19 protein-coding genes and 2 tRNA genes are annotated in these 19,931 nt (G+C 73.1%); 1 reads left to right on the forward strand and 20 read right to left on the reverse strand.

All coding sequences use genetic code 11. The features are described 5' to 3' along the window. The 20 genes from MHY29_RS03950 to MHY29_RS04045 form a co-directional block, all read right to left on the reverse strand. The coding region (locus tag MHY29_RS03950) for an Ig-like domain-containing protein (protein WP_239238320.1) at positions 1-867 on the reverse strand (867 nt) is incomplete at its 3' end. Positions 868-958: 91 nt separating this feature from the next. Then, positions 959-1,414: a Fe-S cluster assembly sulfur transfer protein SufU gene (gene sufU / locus MHY29_RS03955; RefSeq protein ID WP_224355007.1), complete on the reverse strand. Its 456-nt coding sequence runs from the start codon at positions 1,412-1,414 to the stop codon at positions 959-961. Beyond that, complete coding sequence (locus tag MHY29_RS03960; RefSeq protein WP_239238322.1) at positions 1,411-2,676, reverse strand: aminotransferase class V-fold PLP-dependent enzyme; 1,266 nt, start codon at positions 2,674-2,676, stop codon at positions 1,411-1,413. The genes sufU and MHY29_RS03960 overlap by 4 nt, the downstream gene beginning before the upstream one ends. 72 nt (positions 2,677-2,748) lie before the next feature. Further along, positions 2,749-2,821: transfer RNA gene (locus MHY29_RS03965), tRNA-Ala, on the reverse strand. Positions 2,822-2,909: 88 nt separating this feature from the next. Then, on the reverse strand, positions 2,910-4,034 hold the full coding sequence (locus tag MHY29_RS03970) for a dipeptide epimerase (protein ID WP_224355040.1): 1,125 nt from the start codon (positions 4,032-4,034) through the stop codon (positions 2,910-2,912). Beyond that, positions 4,031-5,200: a DUF819 domain-containing protein gene (locus MHY29_RS03975; RefSeq protein WP_224355041.1), complete on the reverse strand. Its 1,170-nt coding sequence runs from the start codon at positions 5,198-5,200 to the stop codon at positions 4,031-4,033. The genes MHY29_RS03970 and MHY29_RS03975 overlap by 4 nt, the downstream gene beginning before the upstream one ends. Positions 5,201-5,434: 234 nt before the next feature. Next, positions 5,435-5,507, reverse strand: a tRNA-Ala gene (locus MHY29_RS03980). A 124-nt stretch (positions 5,508-5,631) separates the two neighbouring features. Continuing rightward, positions 5,632-6,291: a histidine phosphatase family protein gene (locus MHY29_RS03985; protein WP_239238324.1), complete on the reverse strand. Its 660-nt coding sequence runs from the start codon at positions 6,289-6,291 to the stop codon at positions 5,632-5,634. Between the two features lie 6 nt (positions 6,292-6,297). Next, the gene (gene rsfS / locus MHY29_RS03990; protein ID WP_224355043.1) at positions 6,298-6,708 is read right to left on the reverse strand and encodes a ribosome silencing factor; all 411 of its coding nucleotides are present in this window, start codon (positions 6,706-6,708) and stop codon (positions 6,298-6,300) included. Between the two features lie 91 nt (positions 6,709-6,799). After that, positions 6,800-7,390 (reverse strand): hypothetical protein, encoded by a 591-nt coding sequence (locus MHY29_RS03995; RefSeq protein ID WP_224355044.1) that lies wholly within the window; start codon positions 7,388-7,390, stop codon positions 6,800-6,802. Next, complete coding sequence (gene nadD / locus MHY29_RS04000) at positions 7,387-8,025, reverse strand: nicotinate-nucleotide adenylyltransferase (protein WP_224355045.1); 639 nt, start codon at positions 8,023-8,025, stop codon at positions 7,387-7,389. Before nadD ends, MHY29_RS03995 begins: the two co-directional genes overlap by 4 nt. Positions 8,026-8,084: 59 nt before the next feature. Further along, positions 8,085-8,312 (reverse strand): hypothetical protein, encoded by a 228-nt coding sequence (locus tag MHY29_RS04005; protein ID WP_224355046.1) that lies wholly within the window; start codon positions 8,310-8,312, stop codon positions 8,085-8,087. A 101-nt stretch (positions 8,313-8,413) separates the two neighbouring features. Beyond that, the gene (locus MHY29_RS04010; RefSeq protein WP_239238326.1) at positions 8,414-9,790 is read right to left on the reverse strand and encodes a glutamate-5-semialdehyde dehydrogenase; all 1,377 of its coding nucleotides are present in this window, start codon (positions 9,788-9,790) and stop codon (positions 8,414-8,416) included. 46 nt (positions 9,791-9,836) lie between these two features. Further along, positions 9,837-11,051, reverse strand: coding sequence for a glutamate 5-kinase (gene proB / locus MHY29_RS04015; protein WP_224355048.1), 1,215 nt, complete (start codon positions 11,049-11,051; stop codon positions 9,837-9,839). Beyond that, positions 11,051-12,604 (reverse strand): GTPase ObgE, encoded by a 1,554-nt coding sequence (obgE, locus tag MHY29_RS04020; RefSeq protein ID WP_224355049.1) that lies wholly within the window; start codon positions 12,602-12,604, stop codon positions 11,051-11,053. The genes proB and obgE overlap by 1 nt, the downstream gene beginning before the upstream one ends. A gap of 171 nt (positions 12,605-12,775) precedes the next feature. After that, a complete protein-coding gene (gene rpmA / locus MHY29_RS04025) occupies positions 12,776-13,033 on the reverse strand; it encodes a 50S ribosomal protein L27 (RefSeq protein ID WP_239238328.1) in 258 nt (85 codons plus the stop codon). 53 nt (positions 13,034-13,086) lie between these two features. Then, positions 13,087-13,392 (reverse strand): 50S ribosomal protein L21, encoded by a 306-nt coding sequence (gene rplU, locus MHY29_RS04030; RefSeq protein WP_224355051.1) that lies wholly within the window; start codon positions 13,390-13,392, stop codon positions 13,087-13,089. Positions 13,393-13,613: 221 nt separating this feature from the next. Then, complete coding sequence (locus MHY29_RS04035) at positions 13,614-16,634, reverse strand: Rne/Rng family ribonuclease (protein WP_239238330.1); 3,021 nt, start codon at positions 16,632-16,634, stop codon at positions 13,614-13,616. Between the two features lie 417 nt (positions 16,635-17,051). Continuing rightward, positions 17,052-18,038 carry an IS481 family transposase gene (locus tag MHY29_RS04040; protein ID WP_224355053.1) on the reverse strand — a complete coding sequence of 329 codons (987 nt, stop codon included), beginning with the start codon at positions 18,036-18,038 and terminating at the stop codon, positions 17,052-17,054. A 72-nt stretch (positions 18,039-18,110) separates the two neighbouring features. Next, the gene (locus tag MHY29_RS04045; RefSeq protein ID WP_239238332.1) at positions 18,111-18,968 is read right to left on the reverse strand and encodes an NAD(P)H-binding protein; all 858 of its coding nucleotides are present in this window, start codon (positions 18,966-18,968) and stop codon (positions 18,111-18,113) included. A 99-nt stretch (positions 18,969-19,067) separates the two neighbouring features. Between MHY29_RS04045 and MHY29_RS04050 the strand changes: the two genes are divergently transcribed. Continuing rightward, positions 19,068-19,781 (forward strand): YafY family protein, encoded by a 714-nt coding sequence (locus MHY29_RS04050; RefSeq protein WP_224355055.1) that lies wholly within the window; start codon positions 19,068-19,070, stop codon positions 19,779-19,781. The last annotated feature ends 150 nt before the right edge of the window (positions 19,782-19,931 follow it).

Below are 19,931 nucleotides of genomic sequence, written 5' to 3' on the forward strand. Positions count from 1 at the left end.
GTCCGTGGGAGCGGGCTCCTCGGTGGGGGCGGGCTCCTCGACGGGCTCGGCCGGGGCCACCGGTGCGTCGACGGACGGGGCCGTGCCCTGCTCGCCCTCGATGTCCTGGACGTAGGCGGAGTACTCCACGGTGCGCTTGATGCCGTCGGAGGTGAGCACCACGGTGAACGTGTCCAGGCCCTCGAAGCCCTCGGCGGGGGTGTACAGGTAGGCGCCCGAGCCCACGGTCACGGTGCCGTGCTGCGGCTGGACGGTCACCACGGCGGCGACGCCGGAGGCGGCGTTGCCGGCCTCGTCCACGGCGAGCGGCTCGTAGAGCCAGCCGTCGACGTCAACGGGGACGCTGCGGGTGGACACGGTGGCCCAGTCCTCGAACGCCACGAAGTCCTCGGCGTCGACGTCCTCGTAGCCGGCTCCGGGGGTGTAGGTCAGGCCGAAGGCCTCCTGGCCGGCGGCGTCGACGGTGAGGGTGTACGGCTGGTCGGCGCCGCCGGCGGCGGCCCGCACGTCCTCGAGGAGCACGACGCCGCCGTCGCTCTCCCCATAGAACTCGAACGGGACGGGCGTCTGAGTGCCGTCCGCGGCGGTGACGACGACCTTCACCTGGTCGGCGGTGAAGTTGTCCACCAGAGAGAAGCCGAGCAGGCCCTCGGAGGTGAGCGAGGTGTCGAACAGGCCCGAGGGCACGCCGTGGGCGCTGGTCCAGGTGGCGGCCGAGGCGGGGGCGGCACCGAGGCCGGTGATGAGGGCGACGCCGGCCGCCGCGGCGGCCAGGCGGGGAGTGGTCTTCTTCAAGGTGTCCTCCGTGATGGGGGCGGGGCGCGTCCGCGCGCCGCGCAGGGCGATGACGACGCGACGGGCCGACACGGTGTCAGCCGGGTCACAGCTGTGAATCTACTGGTCCACCGCCGTGCAGACCAGACCCTCCCCCCCGCCCTGGACGCCCCGGACGGGCAGGTCAGCGGCGGGCGGCCCGCGCCTGTGCGAACGCCGCCTGCCAGGCCTTCCAGGGCAACAGCACGCACTTGACCCGGCCGGGGAACTTCGCGGCCCCCACGAGGGCGACGCCGTCGCCGATCAGCTCCTCGTCCCCGGCTTCCTTGCCGCGCTGGTGCATGACGTGGTCGAAGTGGTCCCAGACCGCCTGGGCCTCGGCCTCCGGCCGCCCGTGCAGGAGCTCGGCCATGATCGAGGCGCTGGCCCGGCTCATCGCGCACCCGGCGGCCTCGTAGGAGACGTCCTCCACGACGACGTCGGGGCCCTCCCCCGTCAGGCGGACGCGCAGCGTGACCTCGTCCCCGCAGGTGGGGTTCACGTGATGCACCTCGGCGTCGAAGGGCTCGCGCAGCCCCGCATGCCGCGGATGACGATCGTGGTCGAAGACCAGGTCGGTGTAGAGGCTGGTGAGGTTCATCGGCCGAATCCCTGGAAGAAGGCGAGGGTCTGGGCGAGGCCGTCCGCGAACGCGTCCACCTCGTCCAGGGTGGAGTACACGCTGAAGCTGGCCCGGGTCGTGCCCGGCACCCCGTAGCGCCGGTGCAGCGGCCACGCGCAGTGGTGCCCCACGCGGACCTGCACCCCCAGGGAGTCCAGGACCTGGCCCACGTCGTGCGGGTGGATCCCCTCCACGGCGAAGCTCACCGCCCCGGAGCGCTCGGGGCCGGCCGGGGCGCCGATGACCCGCACGCGGTCCATGCCGGCCAGGTGCTCCAGCGCACGGGCGGTCAGCGCGTGCTCGTGCTCGGCCACCGCGTCCATGCCGAGGGCGGAGAGGTAGTCGCAGGCGGCGGCCAGGCCCACGGCCTGGGAGATCGGCGGGGTGCCGGCCTCGAACCGCGCGGGAGGCTCCGCGTAGGTCGAGCGGTCCAGGTGGACCACCTCGATCATCGAGCCGCCCAGCAGGAACGGGGGCAGCTCGGCGAGGAGCTCGTAGCGTCCCCAGAGCGCCCCGATGCCCGTGGGGCCGAGCATCTTGTGGCCCGAGAACGCGAGGAAGTCGACGCCCAGGGCGGCCACGTCCACCGGCATGTGGGGCACGGACTGGCAGGCGTCCAGCACCGTCAGCGCCCCGACGGCCCGGGCGGCCTCCCCCAGCGTGGCCACGGGATTCACCGTGCCGGTGACGTTGGACTGGTGGGTGAACGCCACGACCTTGGTCCGCTCGGTCACGAGGGAGCCGAGGTCCACGAGGTCGAGGGCGAAGTCCTCGCCCAGCGGGATGTGGCGGAGCGTCGCGCCGGTGCGGCGGGCGAGCTCCTGCCACGGCACCAGGTTCGCGTGGTGCTCCATCTCCGTCACGAGGATCTCGTCGCCCGCCCGCACGCGCAGGTGCTCGGGCGTGGCGTCGTCGCCGTTGCCGAGGGCATAGGCCACGAGGTTGAGGGCCTCCGTGGCGTTCCGCGTGAACACCAGCTCGCGGGGATCCGTGGCGCCGACGAACGCGGCGACGGTCTCCCGGGCGGACTCGTAGCGGTCCGTGGCCGCCTCGGCCAGCTGGTGGGCCCCGCGCTTCACGGCGGCATTGGAGATGGTCAGGAACTCGACCTCGGCCTCGATCACCTGCCGCGGCCGCTGGCTCGTGGCGCCGGAGTCGAGGTAGACGAGCGGACGGCCGTCCGCGAGGGTGCTGCGCAGGATCGGGAAGTCCTGCCGAACGGCGTCGACGTCCAGGGCCATGGTCACTGTCCTTCCGTGCTTCGGCGGGTGACGACGAAGGCCCGGTCCGTGCGGACCGGGCCTTCGTGCTCGTGGAGGTAAGGGGATTCGAACCCCTGACCTTCTGCATGCCATGCAGACGCGCTACCAACTGCGCCATACCCCCGAGATCGGGCGCCCCCCGGAACCCGTGGGCGCCGCGGCGACTCGAGAACTGTATCCGAGCCGCCGCGGCACGCGCAAATCGGCGGCGCTCAGACCGGGTCGGTCCCCGGGTCCAGGCGCTCGAGGGCGAGCCCCTCCCCCGGGAGCAGGCGGAGGTCCGCCCCCTCCTGGGTGTAGCCGCCGGCGGGGGCGTCCGAGGCGAACCAGAGTGGGGCGTCGAGGTCCACCATGGTCACCGCCGGGTGGGCCAGGGAGAGCTGCACCGCCGCGGCGATCGAGATGCGCGGCTCCATCATCGAGCCGACCATGCACCCGATGCCGTGCTCGGCCGCGAGGTCCGCGATGGCCACGGCGTCGGCGAGCCCGCCGGTCTTGGCGAGCTTGACGTTGAACAGGTCAGCGGCGCCGGCCTCGATGAGCCGCCGGGCGTCCTCCGAGGACCACAGGGCCTCGTCCGCCATGATCGGCGTGGTCACGGCCGCGCGCACGCGCGCCAGCCCGGCCACGTCGGCGGCCGCGACGGGCTGCTCCACGAGGTCGACGGGCAGGCCCTCGTCCTCCATGCCGGAGATGATCGCGATCGCGTCCTCCACCGACCAGCCCTGGTTCGCGTCCAGGCGCAGGCGGGCCTGTGGGGCGGCCTCCAGCACGGCGTGCAGCCGCCGGCGGTCCTCCGCGACGTCCCGGCCCAGCTTGATCTTCAGGATCCGGGTCCCGGCGGCCACCGCCTCGGCGGCGCGGGCGGCCATCGTGGCCGGGTCCTCGAGGGACACCGTCATGTCGTTCTCCAGGGTCTGCTTCACCGCGGTCCCCGCCGGGGCCAGCAGCGCCGTGAGCGGCACGCCGGCGGCGCGGGCGACCGCGTCGTGCACGGCCACGTCCACGGCCGACCGGGCGCTCGTGGCACCCCGGGCCGGGGCGGGCAGGCGGGCCAGCAGGCCGTCCAGCCCGCCCGTGGCACCGGTGAGAGCGGGGCCGAAGACCCCGTCCACGGCGGTCTCGATGGACGCCGCGTCCTCCCCCGTCACCGCGACGGTCTCGGCGGCGGAGCCCTGGCCGACGGTGCCGTCTGAGAGCTCGACCTCCACGACCACGTACTCGACCGCCTCGGTGCGGCGGGCGGCCGTCACGAAGGGGTGGAGCAGCGGCGCCCGGTGGCGATGCCGGCGCACGGCCGCCACCGACACGGGGGCCTGACCGGGGGCGGGACTCATCCGAAGAGCCTCATGACGGCACCGCCGCCGAGCCCGGCGAACGTGCCGATCAGCTGGCCCATGAGGGCGAAGAGGACGCCCACGGGGACGAGGCGCTTGTCATAGGCGGCGGCGACGACCGGGGCGGAGGCCATGCCGCCCACGTTGGCGGTGGACGCGACCGTCAGCGAGAAGAGGTCGGCCTTGGCGAGCTTGGCGTACACGACCATGATCGCGCCGTGCACCAGCACGATGAGGACGCCCATCAGCAGGTAGACGGGCGCCTGCGTGATGCCGGAGAAGTCCGACCCCGAGGCGATCTGCCCCACCACGACGAACAGCATGAGGGAGCCGACCTCGGACGAGCCCGCCACCTTGCCCAGCGGCGTCTGGGCCGCGATGAGGCCGAGAATCGACACGATGATGATGGTCCACGCGGTGCCGTTGATGACGTCGCCGACCTTGGGGAGCAGCTTGCCGGCCTCGATGGACAGCGCGCCGACGAGGATCGACCCGAAGACGAGGACGGCCAGCGAGGTGCGGGTGATCGGCGTGTCGTCGTGCTCGACGCGCGCCGCGTGCTCGTCGATCCGGGAGGTGTCCGCCTTGGTCCAGCGGTTGAACGCGCCGGCGACCGCGACGGAGGAGAACATCAGCATCAGCCAGAACGAGTAGACGACCGTGTCCGTGATCAGGGCGAATCCGAACAGGTTCTCCGGGCCCTGGAGGATGTCGTTGACGGCCACCATGTTGGAGGAGCCGCCGGTCCAGGAGGCCAGCAGGGACGCCATGGGGATCCAGGACTGGGGATCCAGGGCCTGCCCGTCCAGCAGGCTGCGGAAGAGGCCGAACACCAGGAAGAACGCGGCCATGATGGAGAGCACCGTGACGAAGAATGTCAGGAGCAGCTTCGGGCCGAGCTTGGCGATGCGGCGCAGGTCGCAGCCGAGCAGCAGGACGAAGATCATGGACGGCAGCAGGAGGTCCTTGGTGGCCTTGAGCGCGTCGCGGGAGCCCTCGGCGTCGCCGAGGACGCCGAAGGTGTTCAGGGCGGCGCAGCCGAGGTACATCAGGACGAAGGCCGGAAGGTACTTGAACACCTTCCAACCGGTGTACGACTCGAGGGCGATGAGGAGGCCTGCCAGGCCCACCACCACGCCGAGCACCAGGACGGGATCGTTGATCACGGGGGTCTCGTTTCCGTGGGGACCGGCGCGGGTGCGAGGGCGACCGGCCCCGCACGACGCGGCCGGTCGCCGCGCGTCGTGCGCGGATCTCTGCCGTGACGCCTGCCACAGGCTACCGTGCTCCGCCGCACTCCCCGGTCGCCGCCAGGGGCGGATCGTCCCACATCACCTCAGGGCGGCGTCTCACCGGAGACGACGGAGGCCCGGTCCGTGCGGACCGGGCCTCCGTGCTCGTGGAGGTAAGGGGATTCGAACCCCTGACCTTCTGCATGCCATGCAGACGCGCTACCAACTGCGCCATACCCCCGAGGGATGCCACCGCGGTTCACGGTCCGTTTCCGGCCCGTCCACCTCTCGGCAACTCGACGATCGTACACCACCTTGCACGTCAGCACCAACTCGGCCATGCCCGGCGGCTCAGCGGGCCCGCGTCAGACGTCGTAGCCGAGCAGGCTCCAGGCCCCGGGGCCCTCCCCCGCGAAGGTCCCGTCCAGGATCACGGCCCGGGCGTTCGAGACCCGCGCCAGGTGCGCGAAGTCGGCGCCCTCGAGGGCGAGCGCGAGGCCGGCGGCGGCGCGGATCACTGCGCCGTGGGCCACGATCAGGAGGGTGCGGGCGTCGGGCACCCGCGCCGGACGCGGCGTGGACCAGTCCTCCGGGACGTGCGCGGCGGCCGCGGCCAGCACGCGCTCGCCGCCGGCCCGCAGCACCTCGCCGCCCACGGGTCCTCCGTCGAGGTCCGGCACGGTGCGCCAGGCGTGGTGCTCATGGGGCCAACGCGCCCCGATCTCGGTGAAGTCCAGGCCCTCCCACTCGCCGCCGCCCAGCTCCACGAGCCGGGGATCCACGGCGAGCTCGACGGCGCCCACGGCGTCCTCGAGGACGATCTCCGCGGTGCGCCGGGCTCGGATCAGCGGGGAGGACACGGCCACGAGGTCCTCCGCCGAGCGCAGCAGCTCCCCCACGGGACCGGCCGCCGCGGCGGCGGCCTGCCGCTCCCCCAGTGCGTTCAAAGGGACGTCGGTGCGGCCCTGGTACCGGTCCAGGGCGTTCCAGTCGGTCTCCCCGTGCCGCAGCAGCACCAGCCTCACGGCGGATCAGTCCTGCGCGGCGGCGTCGAGGGCGTCGTCGGGGCGCGTGGCCTCCTCCGGCAGGCCCAGGTCGATGGCCGGGCTGTCCTTCCAGAGCCGGTCCAGGGCGTAGAACTCGCGGTCCTCGCGGTGCTGCACGTGCACCACGAAGTGCCCGTAGTCCAGCAGCACCCAGTGGCCGTCCGAGCGGCCCTCGCGGCGCAGGGGCTTCAGCTGCTCCTTCACGAGCAGGTCCTCCTCGATGCCGTCCACAATCGCGTTGACCTGGCGCTCGGAGGCGCCGGAGGCGATCAGGAAGGCGTCGGTCAGGCCGAGGCGCTCGGCGACGTCGACCGCCACGATGTGCGTGGCGACCTTCTCCGCGGCCGCGGCGGCGGCCACCTGCAGGGCGTCGAGGGTGGTCTGGGGAACGGTCACGGTGCTCCTTGGCGGCGTGCGGACCGCGACGGCGGAGGCCGGCGCGGAAGGGGCCGCGGGCGCGGCCCCGGAGATCAGCGGTTCAGAGGGCTCAGCGGGTGAGTGCGATGGCGCCGCGTCCGCCGAGGTCTCGGCCGCGGCGGGCGTCTCCCCGGCGGCCCACTGGCGGCCGGCCGACGGGACGATGCTCTCGGTCCCCGTGGTCTCGGGCAAGTGGAGGCGGCCCCACGGGGACGACTCCGCGACGGCCCGCAGCTCCGCGGTGTCCGGCCCGGTGCGCGGCAGCCCCTGGGCCAGGGCGCTGTGGCCGGGCTCCTCGGCGGCCGGCCTGGACGTCGGCGGGCGTCTCGGCGTCGGCCCCGATGAAGACCTCCGGCGAACCGTCCCCCGCAGCGGGGACCGATGCCGCGCCGGGGGCGCCGGTCACGGAGCCGTCCGCGGTCGCGTCGCCCGGCAGGCCGACCGACGGGCGATCGACGGGGCCGTACACGTCCTCCACCGAGGGACGGTCCTGGGGCACCGGGGCCCCCGCCGTGCCGCCACGCAGGCGCGTGCGCGCGGCCGGGCTGATGGGATCGCGCCGCCCATGCTCCTCCGTGAGGGCCGCCTCCTCCTCGGCGAGGACGGCGCGCAGCAGCTCCTCGTCCGGGTCCGGGCGGTGGGACTCGTGGGGCGTTGTCATGGCCGGTCTCCCTCCGGGGTGTAGAGGTGGTGCTTGTTGATGTACTGCACGACGCCGTCCGGGACCAGGTACCAGACGGGCCGGCCCCGCTCCACGCGGCGGCGGCAGTCCGTGGAGGAGATGGCCATCGCGGGGATCTCCATGAGGGAGATGTCCTCGCTCAGCCCGTAGTCCTCCAGCTGGTAGCCGGGCCGGGTGACGCCCACGAAGTGCGCCAGGTCCCAGAGCTCCTCGACGTCCTTCCACGTGAGGATCTGGTTCAGCGCGTCGGCGCCGGTGATGAAGAACAGCTCGGAGTCCGGGCGCTTCGCCCGGATGTCCCGCAGCGTGTCCACCGTGTAGGTGTTGCCCGGGCGCTCGATGTCCACGCGGGACACGGTGAAGCGCGGGTTGGACGCCGTGGCGATCACCGTCATGAGGTACCGGTGCTCGGCCGGGCTGACGCGTGTGTCCGACTTCTGCCAGGGCTGCCCGGTCGGGACGAAGACGACCTCGTCCAGGCCGAACTCCGCGGCGACCTCGCTCGCGGCGACGAGGTGCCCGTGGTGGATGGGGTCGAAGGTGCCGCCCATGACGCCCAGCCGGTGACGGCGGGACGTGGGGGGCGGGGCGGGGTCGCGGGTGGCGGACGTCATCGACGGCGCGTCAGGACGCGGGGTCGGCCGTGGGGGCACGGCCCTTCCCGCGTGCGACGTCAGTGCCCGGCGCTGTGGGAGCCGGTGCCGTGGGTGCCGTGGTGCTGCACGGCGGTGGTGGGCTCGGCGTGGCGCAGGCCCACGGAGCGCATGGACAGGATCGCCAGGAGGCCCGCCATCAGGAGCAGGAACACGATGATGCCGAACCAGACCGGCGGGATCGGCAGCTCATTGACGACGTGGTGGCCCTCCTCGGCGGCGGCCAGGACCAGGGCGGAGTTCAGCATGGGGTGCTCCTCGGGGGCGTCGGTGCGGGGGCTGGGACGAGGTCCCGGCCCGTGGGCTCCCGGCCATCCTAGCCGGTGGGGGCCGCGGGCCGGGGCGTGCGTCAGCGGCGGACCTGCCCCGCGCCGCGCAGGACCCACTTGGTGGTGGTCAGCTCCTCGAGGCCCATGGGCCCCCGGGCGTGCATGCGCTGGGTGGAGATGCCCACCTCGGCGCCCAGGCCGAGCTGACCGCCGTCGGTGAAGCGCGTGGAGGCGTTGACGATCACGGCCGCGGCGTCCACCTCGGAGACCCAGCGGTCCGCGTTCGCGAGGTCGTTGGTGACGATGGCCTCGGTGTGGCCGGTGGACCAGCGGCGGACGTGCTCCATGGCCTCGTCGATGGAGTCCACGGTGCGCACGGCCATCTCCATGTCCAGGTACTCCCGGCCCCAGTCCTCGTCGGACGCGGCCTGCGGCTCCCGGGCGTCCTGGCCGCAGTCCGCCGGGGAGGGGAGCCGGGCGCGGGAGGCCTCGTCCACGTGGAGCAGGACCCCGGCGCGGGTGAGGGCGCGCAGCACCTCGCGGCCGGCGCGCTCGGCGTCCTTGTGCAGGAGCAGGGTCTCGGCCGCGTTGCACACGGACGTGCGGTGGGTCTTCGCGTTGAGCGCGATGTCCACGGCCATGTCCGCGGGTGCGCTCGCGTCGATGAACAGGTGCACGTTGCCCTCGCCCGTCTCGATGACCGGCACGCGGGCCTCGGCGACGACGCGCTGGATCAGCTCGCGGCCGCCGCGCGGGATCAGCACGTCGACGGCGCCGCGCGTGGACATCAGCGCGGCCACGCCGGGGCGGCCGAGGTCGTCGATCCCCTGCACCAGGTCGGACTCGAAGCCCTGGTCGCGCAGCGCCTCCCGCAGCACCTGGATGAGGACCGCGTTCGTGTGCTCCGCCGCGGAGCCGCCGCGCAGGAGGACGGCGTTACCGGACTTCAGGGCGATGCCGGCGATGTCCACGGTGACGTTCGGGCGGGCCTCGTAGACGGCGCCCACCACGCCGAGCGGCACGCGCACCTGCTGCATGTGGATCCCGTTCGGCAGGTCCCCGCCGCGGACGACGGCGCCCACCGGATCCGGCAGGGAGGCCAGGTCCTCGAGGGCGACGGCCAGAGACTCGAGGCGGGGCTCGTCGAGGCGCAGGCGGTCCAGCATGGCGGCCGAGGTGCCGTTCTCCTCACCGCGGGCGAGGTCCTCGGCGTTGGCCGAGAGGATCGACGCGGCGGCGGCGCGCACGGCGTCCGCCATCGCGCGCAGGAGGGCGTCCTTGCGCTCGCGCCCGGCCCGGGCCAGCTCGGGGGCGGCCGCTCGGGCACGCGCCGAGCGGGACCGCACCTCGGCCACGACGTCCGCACCCGGGCGCCCGTCCGCCGACGCCCCCTGTTCGGGGGTGGGCGTCTGCTGGACGCGCTCGGCGGGCTCGGTCTCGGTGTGCTCGGTGGTCATCCCCCCACTGTAGCCAGGCGGCGGCATCGACCCCAGGGGCATCCGCTCAGCGGAACGCCGAGTGCGTGGGCGCCAGCCGGACCCAGTCGTCCGCGTGGACGACCACGCCGTCGTAGCCGGCACCGATCTCCTCCTTCAGCTGGGCGGTCTGGCGCCCGAGCATCCGCGGCAGCTGCGACGAGGAATAGGCGGCCAGGCCGCGAGCCAGGACCGTCCCCTGCGCGTCGGCGATCTCCACCACGTCGCCCGCGGTGAAGTCGCCCTCCGCGGCCGTGATGCCGGCCGCGAGGAGGGACCGGCCGCGGTCGATCGCCCCGGCCACCGCGCCGTCGTCGATGGTGAGGCGGCCCCGGACCTGCGCCGTGAGGCCCAGCCAGGCCGCGCGGGCGGTCCGGCGTCGCCCCGCCGCGGAGAACCAGGTGCCGACGTCCTCACCGTCGAGGGCGGCGGAGGCCAGCGCCGCCGAGGTGAGCAGCGTGGGGATGCCGGTCGTGGCGGCGATCCCGGCGGCGTCCACCTTGGTGACCATGCCGCCCGTGCCCACGCCGGCGCTGCCCGGGGTGCGCACGTCCACCCCGCCCAGGTCGGTCTCCGCCGTGACCGTGTCGATCCGCCGGGAGCCCGGCCGCGAGGGGTGCCCGGTGTAGAGCGCGTCGACGTCGGACAGCAGGACCAGCAGGTCGGCCTTCACGAGGTTCGCGGTCAGCGCCGCGAGGCGGTCGTTGTCGCCGAACCGGATCTCGCGCGTGGCCACGGCGTCGTTCTCGTTGACGATCGGCAGCACGTCCAGCGTGAGCAGCCGCGCCAGCGCGCGGTGGGCGTTGATGTACTGGCCGCGGCGCATGAGCTCCTCGGCGGTGAGCAGCACCTGCGCCACGGTGGTGTCGAACCGGGCGAACGACTGCGAGTAGTAGGCCACCAGTCGGTTCTGCCCCACCGCGGCGGCGGCCTGCTGCGTGGCGGTGTCCTTCGGGCGCCGGCTCAGCCCCAGCGCCGGGAAGCCGGCGGCGATGGCGCCGGAGGAGACCAGCACCACCTGCGTGCCGCGCCCGCGCAGCCGGGCCACCAGCTCGACGAGCGCGTCGATCGCGTCCGTGTTCAGGCCCGTGCCCGTGGTCAGGGAGGACGAGCCCACCTTGATCACGACGCGGCGCGCGGCCCCGATGTCCGCGCGGGTGTGGACCGGGTTGGCCTTGGGGTCCTCCGCGCCGCGCGAGGACGGGGTGGCGTGGCGGTGCACGGTGCTCGGGCGGCGGGCCATCAGTCCAGCTCCTCCTCCTCCACGGGGTCGCCGGTCCAGAGCCCGGAGCGGCGCTCGGCCTCCATCTCCGCGCGGGTGGCCGCGCGGGCGGCGCGGCGCTGGTCCTGCTCGGCGCGCTTCTCCGCGCGCGTGGCGCGGGTGCGCTCCTCGAGGCGCAGGTCCGAGCCGCGCGGGCCGGCGAGCAGCTCGGCGCCCGCGGAAAGCGTGGGCTCCCAGTCGAAGACGACGCCCGTGGCGTCGTCGCCGATCACCACGGCGTCGCCGGGGCGGGCGCCCGCCTTGAACAGCGCGTCCTCGACGCCGGCGCGCTGCAGGCGGTCCGCCAGGTAGCCGATGGCCTCGTCGTTCTGGAAGTCCGTCTGCGCGACCCACTTCTCCGGCTTGTCGCCGCGGATCCGGAACAGCGGCTCCAGGTTCCGCTCCTCGCGGCGCACGGTGAAGTCGGCCTGGTCCCCGCGACGACGGCGCCGCGGCACCTCCACGACCGGAGCCTCCTCGGGCTCGGGCTCGCGTGCGCGCGCCTCCTCCACGAGGCCCGCCATGGCGAACTTCAGGGACTCGAGGCCGTCGTGGGCGAGGGCGGAGATGTCGAACACGCGCAGGCCGCGCTCCTCGAGCTGGGCGCGGACCAGGTCCGCCATCTCCCGGCCGTCCGGCAGGTCCGTCTTGTTCAGGGCGACCAGGCGGGGGCGCTCGTTCAGCGGCACGACGCCGGCCCCGCCCTGGGAGAAGACCGGCTCCACGGCATAGGCCTCGAGCTCGGCCTCGATGGCCTCGAAGTCCGAGAGGGGGTCCCGCTCCGGGTCCAGGGTGGCGCAGTCCAGCACGTGCACCAGCGCCGCGCAGCGCTCCACGTGGCGCAGGAACTCGAGGCCCAGGCCCTTGCCCTCGGAGGCCCCGGGGATGAGCCCGGGCACGTCCGCGACGGTGAAGCGCACGTCGCCGGCCTGGACGACCCCCAGGTTCGGGACGAGCGTGGTGAACGGGTAGTCGGCCACCTTCGGGCGGGCCGCCGAGATCGCCGCGATGAGCGAGGACTTGCCCGCCGAGGGGTAGCCCACGAGGGCGATGTCCGCGACGGACTTGACCTCGAGGATGAGCTCGCGCTCCTCACCCGGCAGGCCGAGGAGTGCGAAGCCGGGCGCCTTGCGCTTCACGGAGGACAGCGCCGCGTTGCCGAGTCCGCCCTGGCCGCCGGCCGCGGCCACGAAGGAGGCCCCCTCCCCCACGAGGTCGGCCAGGATGTTGCCGTCCGCGTCCTTGACCACGGTGCCGGCCGGCACGGGCAACACCACGTCCTCGCCGTGGCGGCCGGCGCGGTGGTCGCCCATGCCGGGCTGGCCGTTGTCCGCGCTGCGATGCGGGGCGTGGTGGTAGTTCAGCAGGGTGGTGGTCTGGTGGTCCACGACCAGGGTGATGTCCCCGCCGTTGCCGCCGTTGCCGCCATCGGGACCGCCGAGGGGCTTGAACTTCTCGCGCTTGACGGACACGCAGCCGTGCCCGCCGTTGCCGGCGGTGAGGTGCAGGACCACGCGGTCCACGAAGGCGGCCATGGGGGACTCCTGACGGAAGGGAACCGGACGGGGCGGGGAGGGAGAAGGGTGGGACGACGACGGCGGGGGCGGGTGCTGGAGTGCAGCGACCCGCCCCCGCCGGGGCGTCATGCGGCGCGGGCCGCCTCCTGGACGGGGGCGGCGCCGGCGCTCATGCCGGGAGCGAGCAGGTCACTCGCCGGCGGCGACGATGTCCACGACCTTGCGGCCGCGGCGCTGGCCGAAGGACACGGTGCCCGCCGAGAGGGCGAACAGGGTGTCGTCCTTGCCGCGGCCCACGTTGTGGCCCGGGTGGAACTTGGTGCCGCGCTGGCGGATGAGGATCTCGCCGGCGTTGACGTCCTGGCCGCCGAAGCGCTTGACGCCGAGGTACTGCGGGTTGGAGTCGCGGCCGTTCTTCGAGGAACTGCCGGCCTTCTTGTGTGCCATTGCTGTTGCCTGTCTTTCTGGGAGCTGCGGGGTCTGCCGGTCGCGTCAGCGACTCAGGCGATCCCGGTGATCTTGACCGTGGAGAGCTCCGAGCGGTGGCCCTGGCGCTTCTTGTAGCCGGTCTTGTTCTTGTACTTGACGATGACGATCTTCTTGCCGCGGGAGTGGGAGACGACCTCGGCCGTCACCTTCACGTCGGCGGCGTCGGCGCCGGCCTTGACCTTGTCCCCGTCCACCAGCATCAGAGCGGGGAGCTCGACGGAGCCGCCCTCCTCAGCGGGGACGCGGTCAAGGGTAACGAGGTCACCGACGGAGACCTTCTCCTGGCGGCCGCCAGCGCGGACAATCGCGTACACCACTGTGGACTCACTTCTCTCGACGTTGCATGGTTACGTGTTCCGGTTCCACTCGCCCGCACCTCGACCGCTTCGCGTCCGGGTCCGGCGGGTCCCTCTCGGGGACATGCGGGAGCATGCGGGGTGAACACCGAGTGTCCATCATACTCGGTGCCCCCACCGGGGGCCAAACGCGGGCCCGTCGGCGCGTCGCCCCGCCGGCGCGGGCGGGGCGACGCGCGGGCTCACTCCCCGCGGACGATGTCCGCGGCCTTGACGCCCACCCCGAGCATGACCGGGGCCGCGGTCTCCCCGGCCGGGGCCGCCTGCGCGGCCTGGGCGGTGAAGCGGCCGCCGCCGGCGGCGGCGCCCTCCTGCACCTGCACCGTGGCGCCGTCCGCGGACACCGCCCGGCGCGACCGCCGGCGGGGCGCGGCGGCGGCGGGCCCCTCCCCCGCCACCGGGGCCGGGGCGGGCTCCGGAGCCGCCGTCGGCGTGGCGGCCGGGGTCGCCGGCGAGCGCTGTGCCGCCGCGGCGGCGTCCTCGGCGCGCCGGTCGACGGCCGCCTCCAGGGCGTCCATGCCGGAGGGACGCGGGGCACTCACACCGTCGCTGGTGGCCCGTCGGGAGCGTCGGCGGCGCGGCACGGCCACCGGCTCGCCGTCGAAGGTGACCACGGCGGCGGGCTCCGGCGAGGCCGGGGCCTCCTCCGCGGCGAGGGCCTCCTCGGCCTCGGCCGCACCCGCCGGCTCCTCCGGGTCCTGCTCGGCCTCGACGGAGGCCTCCGGAGCGGACGCCGGCGCGCCGGAGCCCTTCGGGGACTCGGCGCGGCGGCCGCCCCGCCGACGGGACCGGCGGCGGCCGCCGGAACGACCGTCCTCGTCCGCCTCGGCCTGGGCGGCCGGAGCGTCCGACGCGGAGTCGGCGTCGGCGTCCTCCGTCGCAGTCTCGGCCGGGTCGGGCGCCCCGGCCTCCGCCGGCGCGGGCTCGCCGGCGGCCTCCGCGGGGTGCTCGGCCGGGGCGTCCTGCTCCTCCGCACTCCGGGCCGCGTCGTCCCCACCGCGCCCGCGGCCGCGACGACGGCCCCGGCGCTTGCGGCGACGGCCGCCGGACTCGGACTCGCCCTGCTCCTCGGCGTCGCCCGCGGGAGACGGGCGCACCTCGTCCGCCGCCTCCTCCGGCGCGTCCTCGGCCCGCGGGGCGGCGTCCTCCGAGGGCTCCTCGTCCGCGGCCTTGCCGGAGGCCTTGGCGATGGACATCAGGGCGGTGCGCGCGGCGGCGGCGCGCTCGGCGCGCAGGCGCTCCTCCTCGGTGAGCTCCGCTGCGGTCGGCTCGGCGGAGCCGCCCTCGCCGGACTCGGTCCCGCGGCGGCGCTTGTTCCGCCGGCGGGCCTCCGGCTCGGCGCGGTGCTCGTGGCCCCACCTGTTCCGCTCCACGGGGGTGTCCTGGATGAGGATGCCGCGGCCCCCGCAGTGCTCGCAGACCTCGGAGAAGACCTCCACGAGGCCGGTGCCCATGCGCTTACGGGTCATCTGGACCAGGCCGAGCGAGGTCACCTCGGCGACCTGGTGCTTGGTCCGGTCCCGGCCCAGGCACTCGACCAGGCGGCGCAGCACGAGGTCCTGGTTGGACTCCAGCACCATGTCGATGAAGTCGATGACGATGATGCCGCCGATGTCCCGCAGGCGCAGCTGGCGCACGACCTCCTCGGCCGCCTCCAGGTTGTTCTTGGTGACGGTCTCCTCGAGGTTGCCGCCGGAGCCGGTGAACTTCCCGGTGTTCACGTCCACCACGGTCATGGCCTCGGTGCGGTCGATCACCAGGGAGCCGCCGGAGGGCAGGTAGACCTTGCGCTCGAGGGCCTTGTGCAGCTGCTCGTCCACGCGGTGCGTGGCGTAGAGGTCCTCGCCGTCGTGGTCCTCCGGAACCCAGTGGTGCAGGCGGTCCAGCAGGTGCGGCGCCACGTAGGTCACATACGCCTCGATGCTGTCCCAGGTGGCCTCGCCCTGGACGAGCATGGCGGAGAAGTCCTCGTTGAAGACGTCGCGGACCGTCTTGATGGTCAGGTCCGGCTCGGCGTAGAGCAGCTCGGGGGCCAGCGTCTTCGTGGAGGACGCCTTCTCCTGGATGCCCTCCCACTGCACGCGCAGGCGGTTGATGTCGTTCTGCAGCTCCTGCTCCGAGGTGCCCTCGGCTGCGGTGCGCACGATCACGCCGGCGTCCTGCGGCAGGTGGTCCTTGAGGATCTTCTTCAGGCGGGCGCGCTCCACGTCCGGCAGCTTGCGGGAGATGCCCGTCATGGTCCCGCCCGGCACGTACACGAGGTAGCGGCCCGGCAGGGAGATCTGGCTGGTCAGACGGGCGCCCTTGTGGCCGACCGGGTCCTTGGTCACCTGCACCAGGACGGTGTCGCCGGACTTCAGGGCGTTCTCGATCTTCTTGGCCTTGCCGTCCAGCTGGGCGGCGTCCCAGTCCACCTCGCCCGCGTAGAGCACGGCGTTGCGGCCGCGGCCGATGTCCACGAACGCGGCCTCCATGGACGGCAGCACGTTCTGCACCTTGCCAAGGTAGACGTTGCCGATCATCGAGTCCTGCGTGGTGTTGGAGACGAAGTGCTCCGCGAGCACGCCGTCCTCCAGGACCGCGATCTGGATGCGGTGCTCGCGCTGGCGGACCAGCATCTTCCGATCCACCGACTCGCGGCGGGCCAGGAACTCGGCCTCCGTGATGACGGTGCGGCGACGCCCGCCCGAGCGGGACTCGCGGCGCCGCTGGCGCTTGGCCTCGAGGCGGGTGGAGCCCTTGACGCCCTGCACGGCCTCCGGGCCGGTGCTCAGGGCCCGGCGAGGGGCGCGCACGCGGGTGACGGTGTCCTCGGGGTCGCCGTCCTCGCCGCCGGCGAGCTCCATGTCCACGGTGCCGCGGCGGCGACGGCGACGGCGACGCGAGACCGCGGGGCGGTCCTCGTCGTCCTCGTCGTCCGCGTGCGCGTCGTCGGCGGCGCCCTCCGGCACCGGGTCCGCGGCGGGGCGGCGCCGCCGGCGCTCCACCGTCTCCGCCTCGATCAGGGGCAGCAGCCCCTCCGGCACCGCGAAGGGGTTGGTGGGGTCGAACCGGACGTCCGGGGCGGCCGTGGCCTCGGCGGCCTCCCCCGCGGGGGACTCGGCGACCTCCGCCGCGGTCTCCTCCTCCGTCGCCTCCACGGGGGTCGTCGACCCCTCGGCCGTCTCGTGGGTGTCCTGCGTCGTGCTCTCGTCCGCCGCCATGGCAGCACCTCCCGCCGGGCGGCGGTCCACACCGTCCGTCGCGCGGCGACTCAGGCCCGCCGCCGGCCGCGTTGCCCCGTCGACGCGCAGGGCGTCCTCGGGTGCGCCGGGAGACGGGCTCCAGGAAAGTCCGGTGATGGACCACGGGCGCCAGGGGCGTTCCCGCGGAACCGCTGCGACGCACCGATCCGGGCCCTCTCGGATGTCCTCGCCGGGCGGCGCCCCGGCCGTCCCGGATCCCGGGGCGGGCGCGTCCCGGGGTCCCGGGCGGGCGTCACGGCGGCGGCCCGTGGGCGGGCGCGCAGCGGGCAGACCCGCGGTGTGGGCACGGATCGACCGGTCGCCATTCTCTCATACCCGTCCCAAGGCGACCCCACGCAGGCCGCAACGCACCGCGGGCCCGCCCAGGGCCGGTGCCTAGATGTACTGATCGGGGACGTTGGTCAATCGTGAGAACGGCGGCTGGTTCCCGCAGGCGGTGTGGGGCCGGTGCTGGTTGTAGTAGTGCAGCCAGCCATCGAGCTCGCCGCGTCGTTCGGCCTCGGAGGTGTAGCAGCGGGCGTAGGCCCACCCATCGGCCAGGGTCCGATGGAATCTCTCGATCTTGCCGTTGGTCTGCGGCCGATACGGTCGCGTGCGCTTGTGCTTGATGCCGAGCTCGTGACAGGTATCCCGCCACAGGTGCGATCGGTAGGCGCCGCCGTTGTCTGACAGCACCCGCTCGACGGTCACACCTCGCCGGTTGAACCACTCCACGGCCCGCACCAGCACGGCCGAGGCTGTCACGGCGGTTTCGTCGTCGTGGATCTCGGCGTAGGCGACGCGGGAGTGGTCGTCGATGACGGTGTGGACGTAGGCCTTGCCCATCAACGGGTCGGAGTACTTGCTCCTGAGCTTGCCTGGTGTAGCTGCCCGGTTCTTCTCGCCCTGGCGGCGTCCGACGTAGCGCCAGCCTCCCCCATCGGGGATGTTGCCGAGCTTCTTCACGTCGACGTGGAGCATCGCGCCGGGATGGTCGTGCTCGTAACGGCGCACCGGTTCCCCCGTGGCGCGGTCCACATGCGACAGCCGGTTCAGGTGGGCGTCGGTCAGGATCCGGTGGACCGTCGACGGCGCGATCCCCAGCCGACATGCCAACTGCACGGGTCCTTCTCGGAGTCGGAGCCGCAGCTGGATACAGCGGCGAGTGACCGTCGGGCTGGTCTTGTTCGGTGAGTGGTGCGGTCGCGAAGAGCGGTCCTGCATGGACTCGCCCGCTCGGTGGCGGTCCGCCCAGCGCTTCACGGTGGGCCAGGAGACCTGGAAGCGGGCGGCAACCTCGCTGATCGGCCATCCGTCGTCGACGACGAGTTGGGCGACCTTCAAGCGGTGGCGAGGTGTGAGGGCGGCGTTGGCATGGGACATGGCTGCTCCATGCGGCAGCGGGCGGCCCAAGAGGGGCCGCCCGCTGCCGCTGTTGGTCGTTGAAGTGTCAGGTCACAAGGCGGGGATCAGTTCCTCTTGCATCCAGCCAGCAAGGCTCGTTGGAGTCGTGCTGGTTGCTGTGCGCAGTTGTTCCGGGTGGAAGTCGTCGCGCAGTCCAGTGCTCATGCCCAACACGGCGTCGGCCATTGCCGGGGGCATGCCAGCCGTGAGGTATTGCTGGCGCATCAGGTCATCGCTGATCTGCTCTGCCTGGACATGCCGCCCGGTCAGGTCGGTGAGAAGCGCGGCCACGTCGTTCCACGACAGATCCTGCGGGCCATGGACCGCCTGTACCCGATGTCCATGCCACGACGGGTTCAGCAGTGTCAGCGCGGCAACCTCGGCGATGTCGCGCGGCGAGACCCAGCTGAACTGATGGTCCAGAGGCAGGACCGTCCGCAACCGTCCCTGGCGCACATCCTCCATGCTCAGCAGCAGGTTGGTGAAGAAGTAGCCGCAACGCAGGTGCGTCACGTCCGCGTCCAGGCGGTCGAGGGCGACCTCGGTGGCGGCGAGGCCGTCGATCTCACCGACCCCATGCCGCTTCTCCGCACCGACGCTGCTCTGGAACACGACCCGAGCAATGGTATTCGCCTCGACCGCGGCGACGATGGCCTGCGTCGCCCTGGCGTAGTCAGCCAGCGGATCAGCCGATGCGGTGCTCGGGTCGACCCAGTAGATGGCATCTACCCCGCGGGTGGCCTTCACGACCTGCTCGGGGTCAGTGGAGTCAGCTTCCACGACGTCGACGTGTGTGAGGAGATCGATGGGGATCTTGGATGGGGTGCGGGCCAGAAGCAGTGGCCGCACACCGGCACGGATCATCATGCCGGTCAGGTGGGTGCCGACATTTCCTGTCGGGGTGGTCACAGCGATACGCATTGGAGTCTCTTCTCAGGGCCGCTCATGCTCCGACGCTACCGAGAGACGAGGCCTGTTCCTGGCCGCATCTCGACGGATAATCGATGCATGGACAGTCCCTCGGCACGCTCGCTACGCCTGTTGGCGCTGCTGCAAACGGGACGTCGGTGGACCGTGGCTGACCTGAGCCGCCGACTCGAGGTGGCACCTCGGACGGTTCGCCGTGATGTCGCCCGGCTGCGGATGCTGGGCTACGACATTCAGTCCCACCCGGGCCCCGGCGGGGCATACGTTCTTGCCCCGAGCATCAAGATCCCACCGCTTCTCCTGGACGCCGACGAGGTCTGCGCGCTTGTCACGGGGCTCCTCATCCTTGAAGCAGGCTTCGCAGACGACAGCGCAACTACCGTGAGAGCCAAGCTTGAGCGACTTCTACCTCCCAGCCTGCGTCAACGAGCCGTCGCCGCTGCCGCGGCTACCCAGGTCCTCACCGCCACGCACGCGTTCGATTGGCCCGCCCTGGGGATGATCGCGGACACCATCGCGGTTGGACAGCATCTGGGCTTCGCATACACCGACCAACACGGTCACGCGAGCAACCGGATCGTTCAGCCGTACCGCCAGGTCCTGCGCCACGGCATCTGGTACCTCGTCGCCTACGACACGCAGCGTGAGGACTGGCGCCTGTTCCGCAGCGACCGCGTCCACGAACCTGAGCCCCGAACGCCAGCACCGGGATACGAGGCCCACCCCTTCCCTGACGAGTCCATCCACCGCTGGCTCATCACCGACTTCGGACGCGCCGCACAACACGTCAACTAACGTCCTCGGGTAGTACAACTAAGCCAGTTCTCGAGCGTCAACGGCGTCGAGAACTGGTTGCAGCAGCCTGGGCACGCACACCATGGCTGAACCCTAGCCAGGGGCCCTGGTGGGACCGGGCCGCGCCTCATGCGGGCGGGGAATCGGGTC

Source organism: Micrococcus sp. ACRRV (genome assembly GCF_022346985.1).
In the GTDB taxonomy this organism is placed as follows: Bacteria; Actinomycetota; Actinomycetes; order Actinomycetales; family Micrococcaceae; genus Micrococcus; species Micrococcus porci.

Excerpts from the sequence above, each read along its gene's own strand:
- sufU (WP_224355007.1), bottom strand. The coding sequence starts at position 1,414 with ATGAACCTCACCAGCCTCTACACCGACCTGGTCTTCGACCACGATCGT.
- MHY29_RS03960 (WP_239238322.1), bottom strand. The coding sequence starts at position 2,676 with ATGGCCCTGGACGTCGACGCCGTTCGGCAGGACTTCCCGATCCTGCGC.
- MHY29_RS03970 (WP_224355040.1), bottom strand. The coding sequence starts at position 4,034 with ATGAGTCCCGCCCCCGGTCAGGCCCCCGTGTCGGTGGCGGCCGTGCGC.
- MHY29_RS03995 (WP_224355044.1), bottom strand. The coding sequence starts at position 7,390 with ATGACAACGCCCCACGAGTCCCACCGCCCGGACCCGGACGAGGAGCTG.
- nadD (WP_224355045.1), bottom strand. The coding sequence starts at position 8,025 with ATGACGTCCGCCACCCGCGACCCCGCCCCGCCCCCCACGTCCCGCCGT.
- MHY29_RS04005 (WP_224355046.1), bottom strand. The coding sequence starts at position 8,312 with ATGCTGAACTCCGCCCTGGTCCTGGCCGCCGCCGAGGAGGGCCACCAC.
- MHY29_RS04010 (WP_239238326.1), bottom strand. The coding sequence starts at position 9,790 with ATGACCACCGAGCACACCGAGACCGAGCCCGCCGAGCGCGTCCAGCAG.
- proB (WP_224355048.1), bottom strand. The coding sequence starts at position 11,051 with ATGGCCCGCCGCCCGAGCACCGTGCACCGCCACGCCACCCCGTCCTCG.
- obgE (WP_224355049.1), bottom strand. The coding sequence starts at position 12,604 with ATGGCCGCCTTCGTGGACCGCGTGGTCCTGCACCTCACCGCCGGCAAC.
- rpmA (WP_239238328.1), bottom strand. The coding sequence starts at position 13,033 with ATGGCACACAAGAAGGCCGGCAGTTCCTCGAAGAACGGCCGCGACTCC.
- MHY29_RS04035 (WP_239238330.1), bottom strand. The coding sequence starts at position 16,634 with ATGGCGGCGGACGAGAGCACGACGCAGGACACCCACGAGACGGCCGAG.
- MHY29_RS04040 (WP_224355053.1), bottom strand. The coding sequence starts at position 18,038 with ATGTCCCATGCCAACGCCGCCCTCACACCTCGCCACCGCTTGAAGGTC.
- MHY29_RS04050 (WP_224355055.1), top strand. The coding sequence starts at position 19,068 with ATGGACAGTCCCTCGGCACGCTCGCTACGCCTGTTGGCGCTGCTGCAA.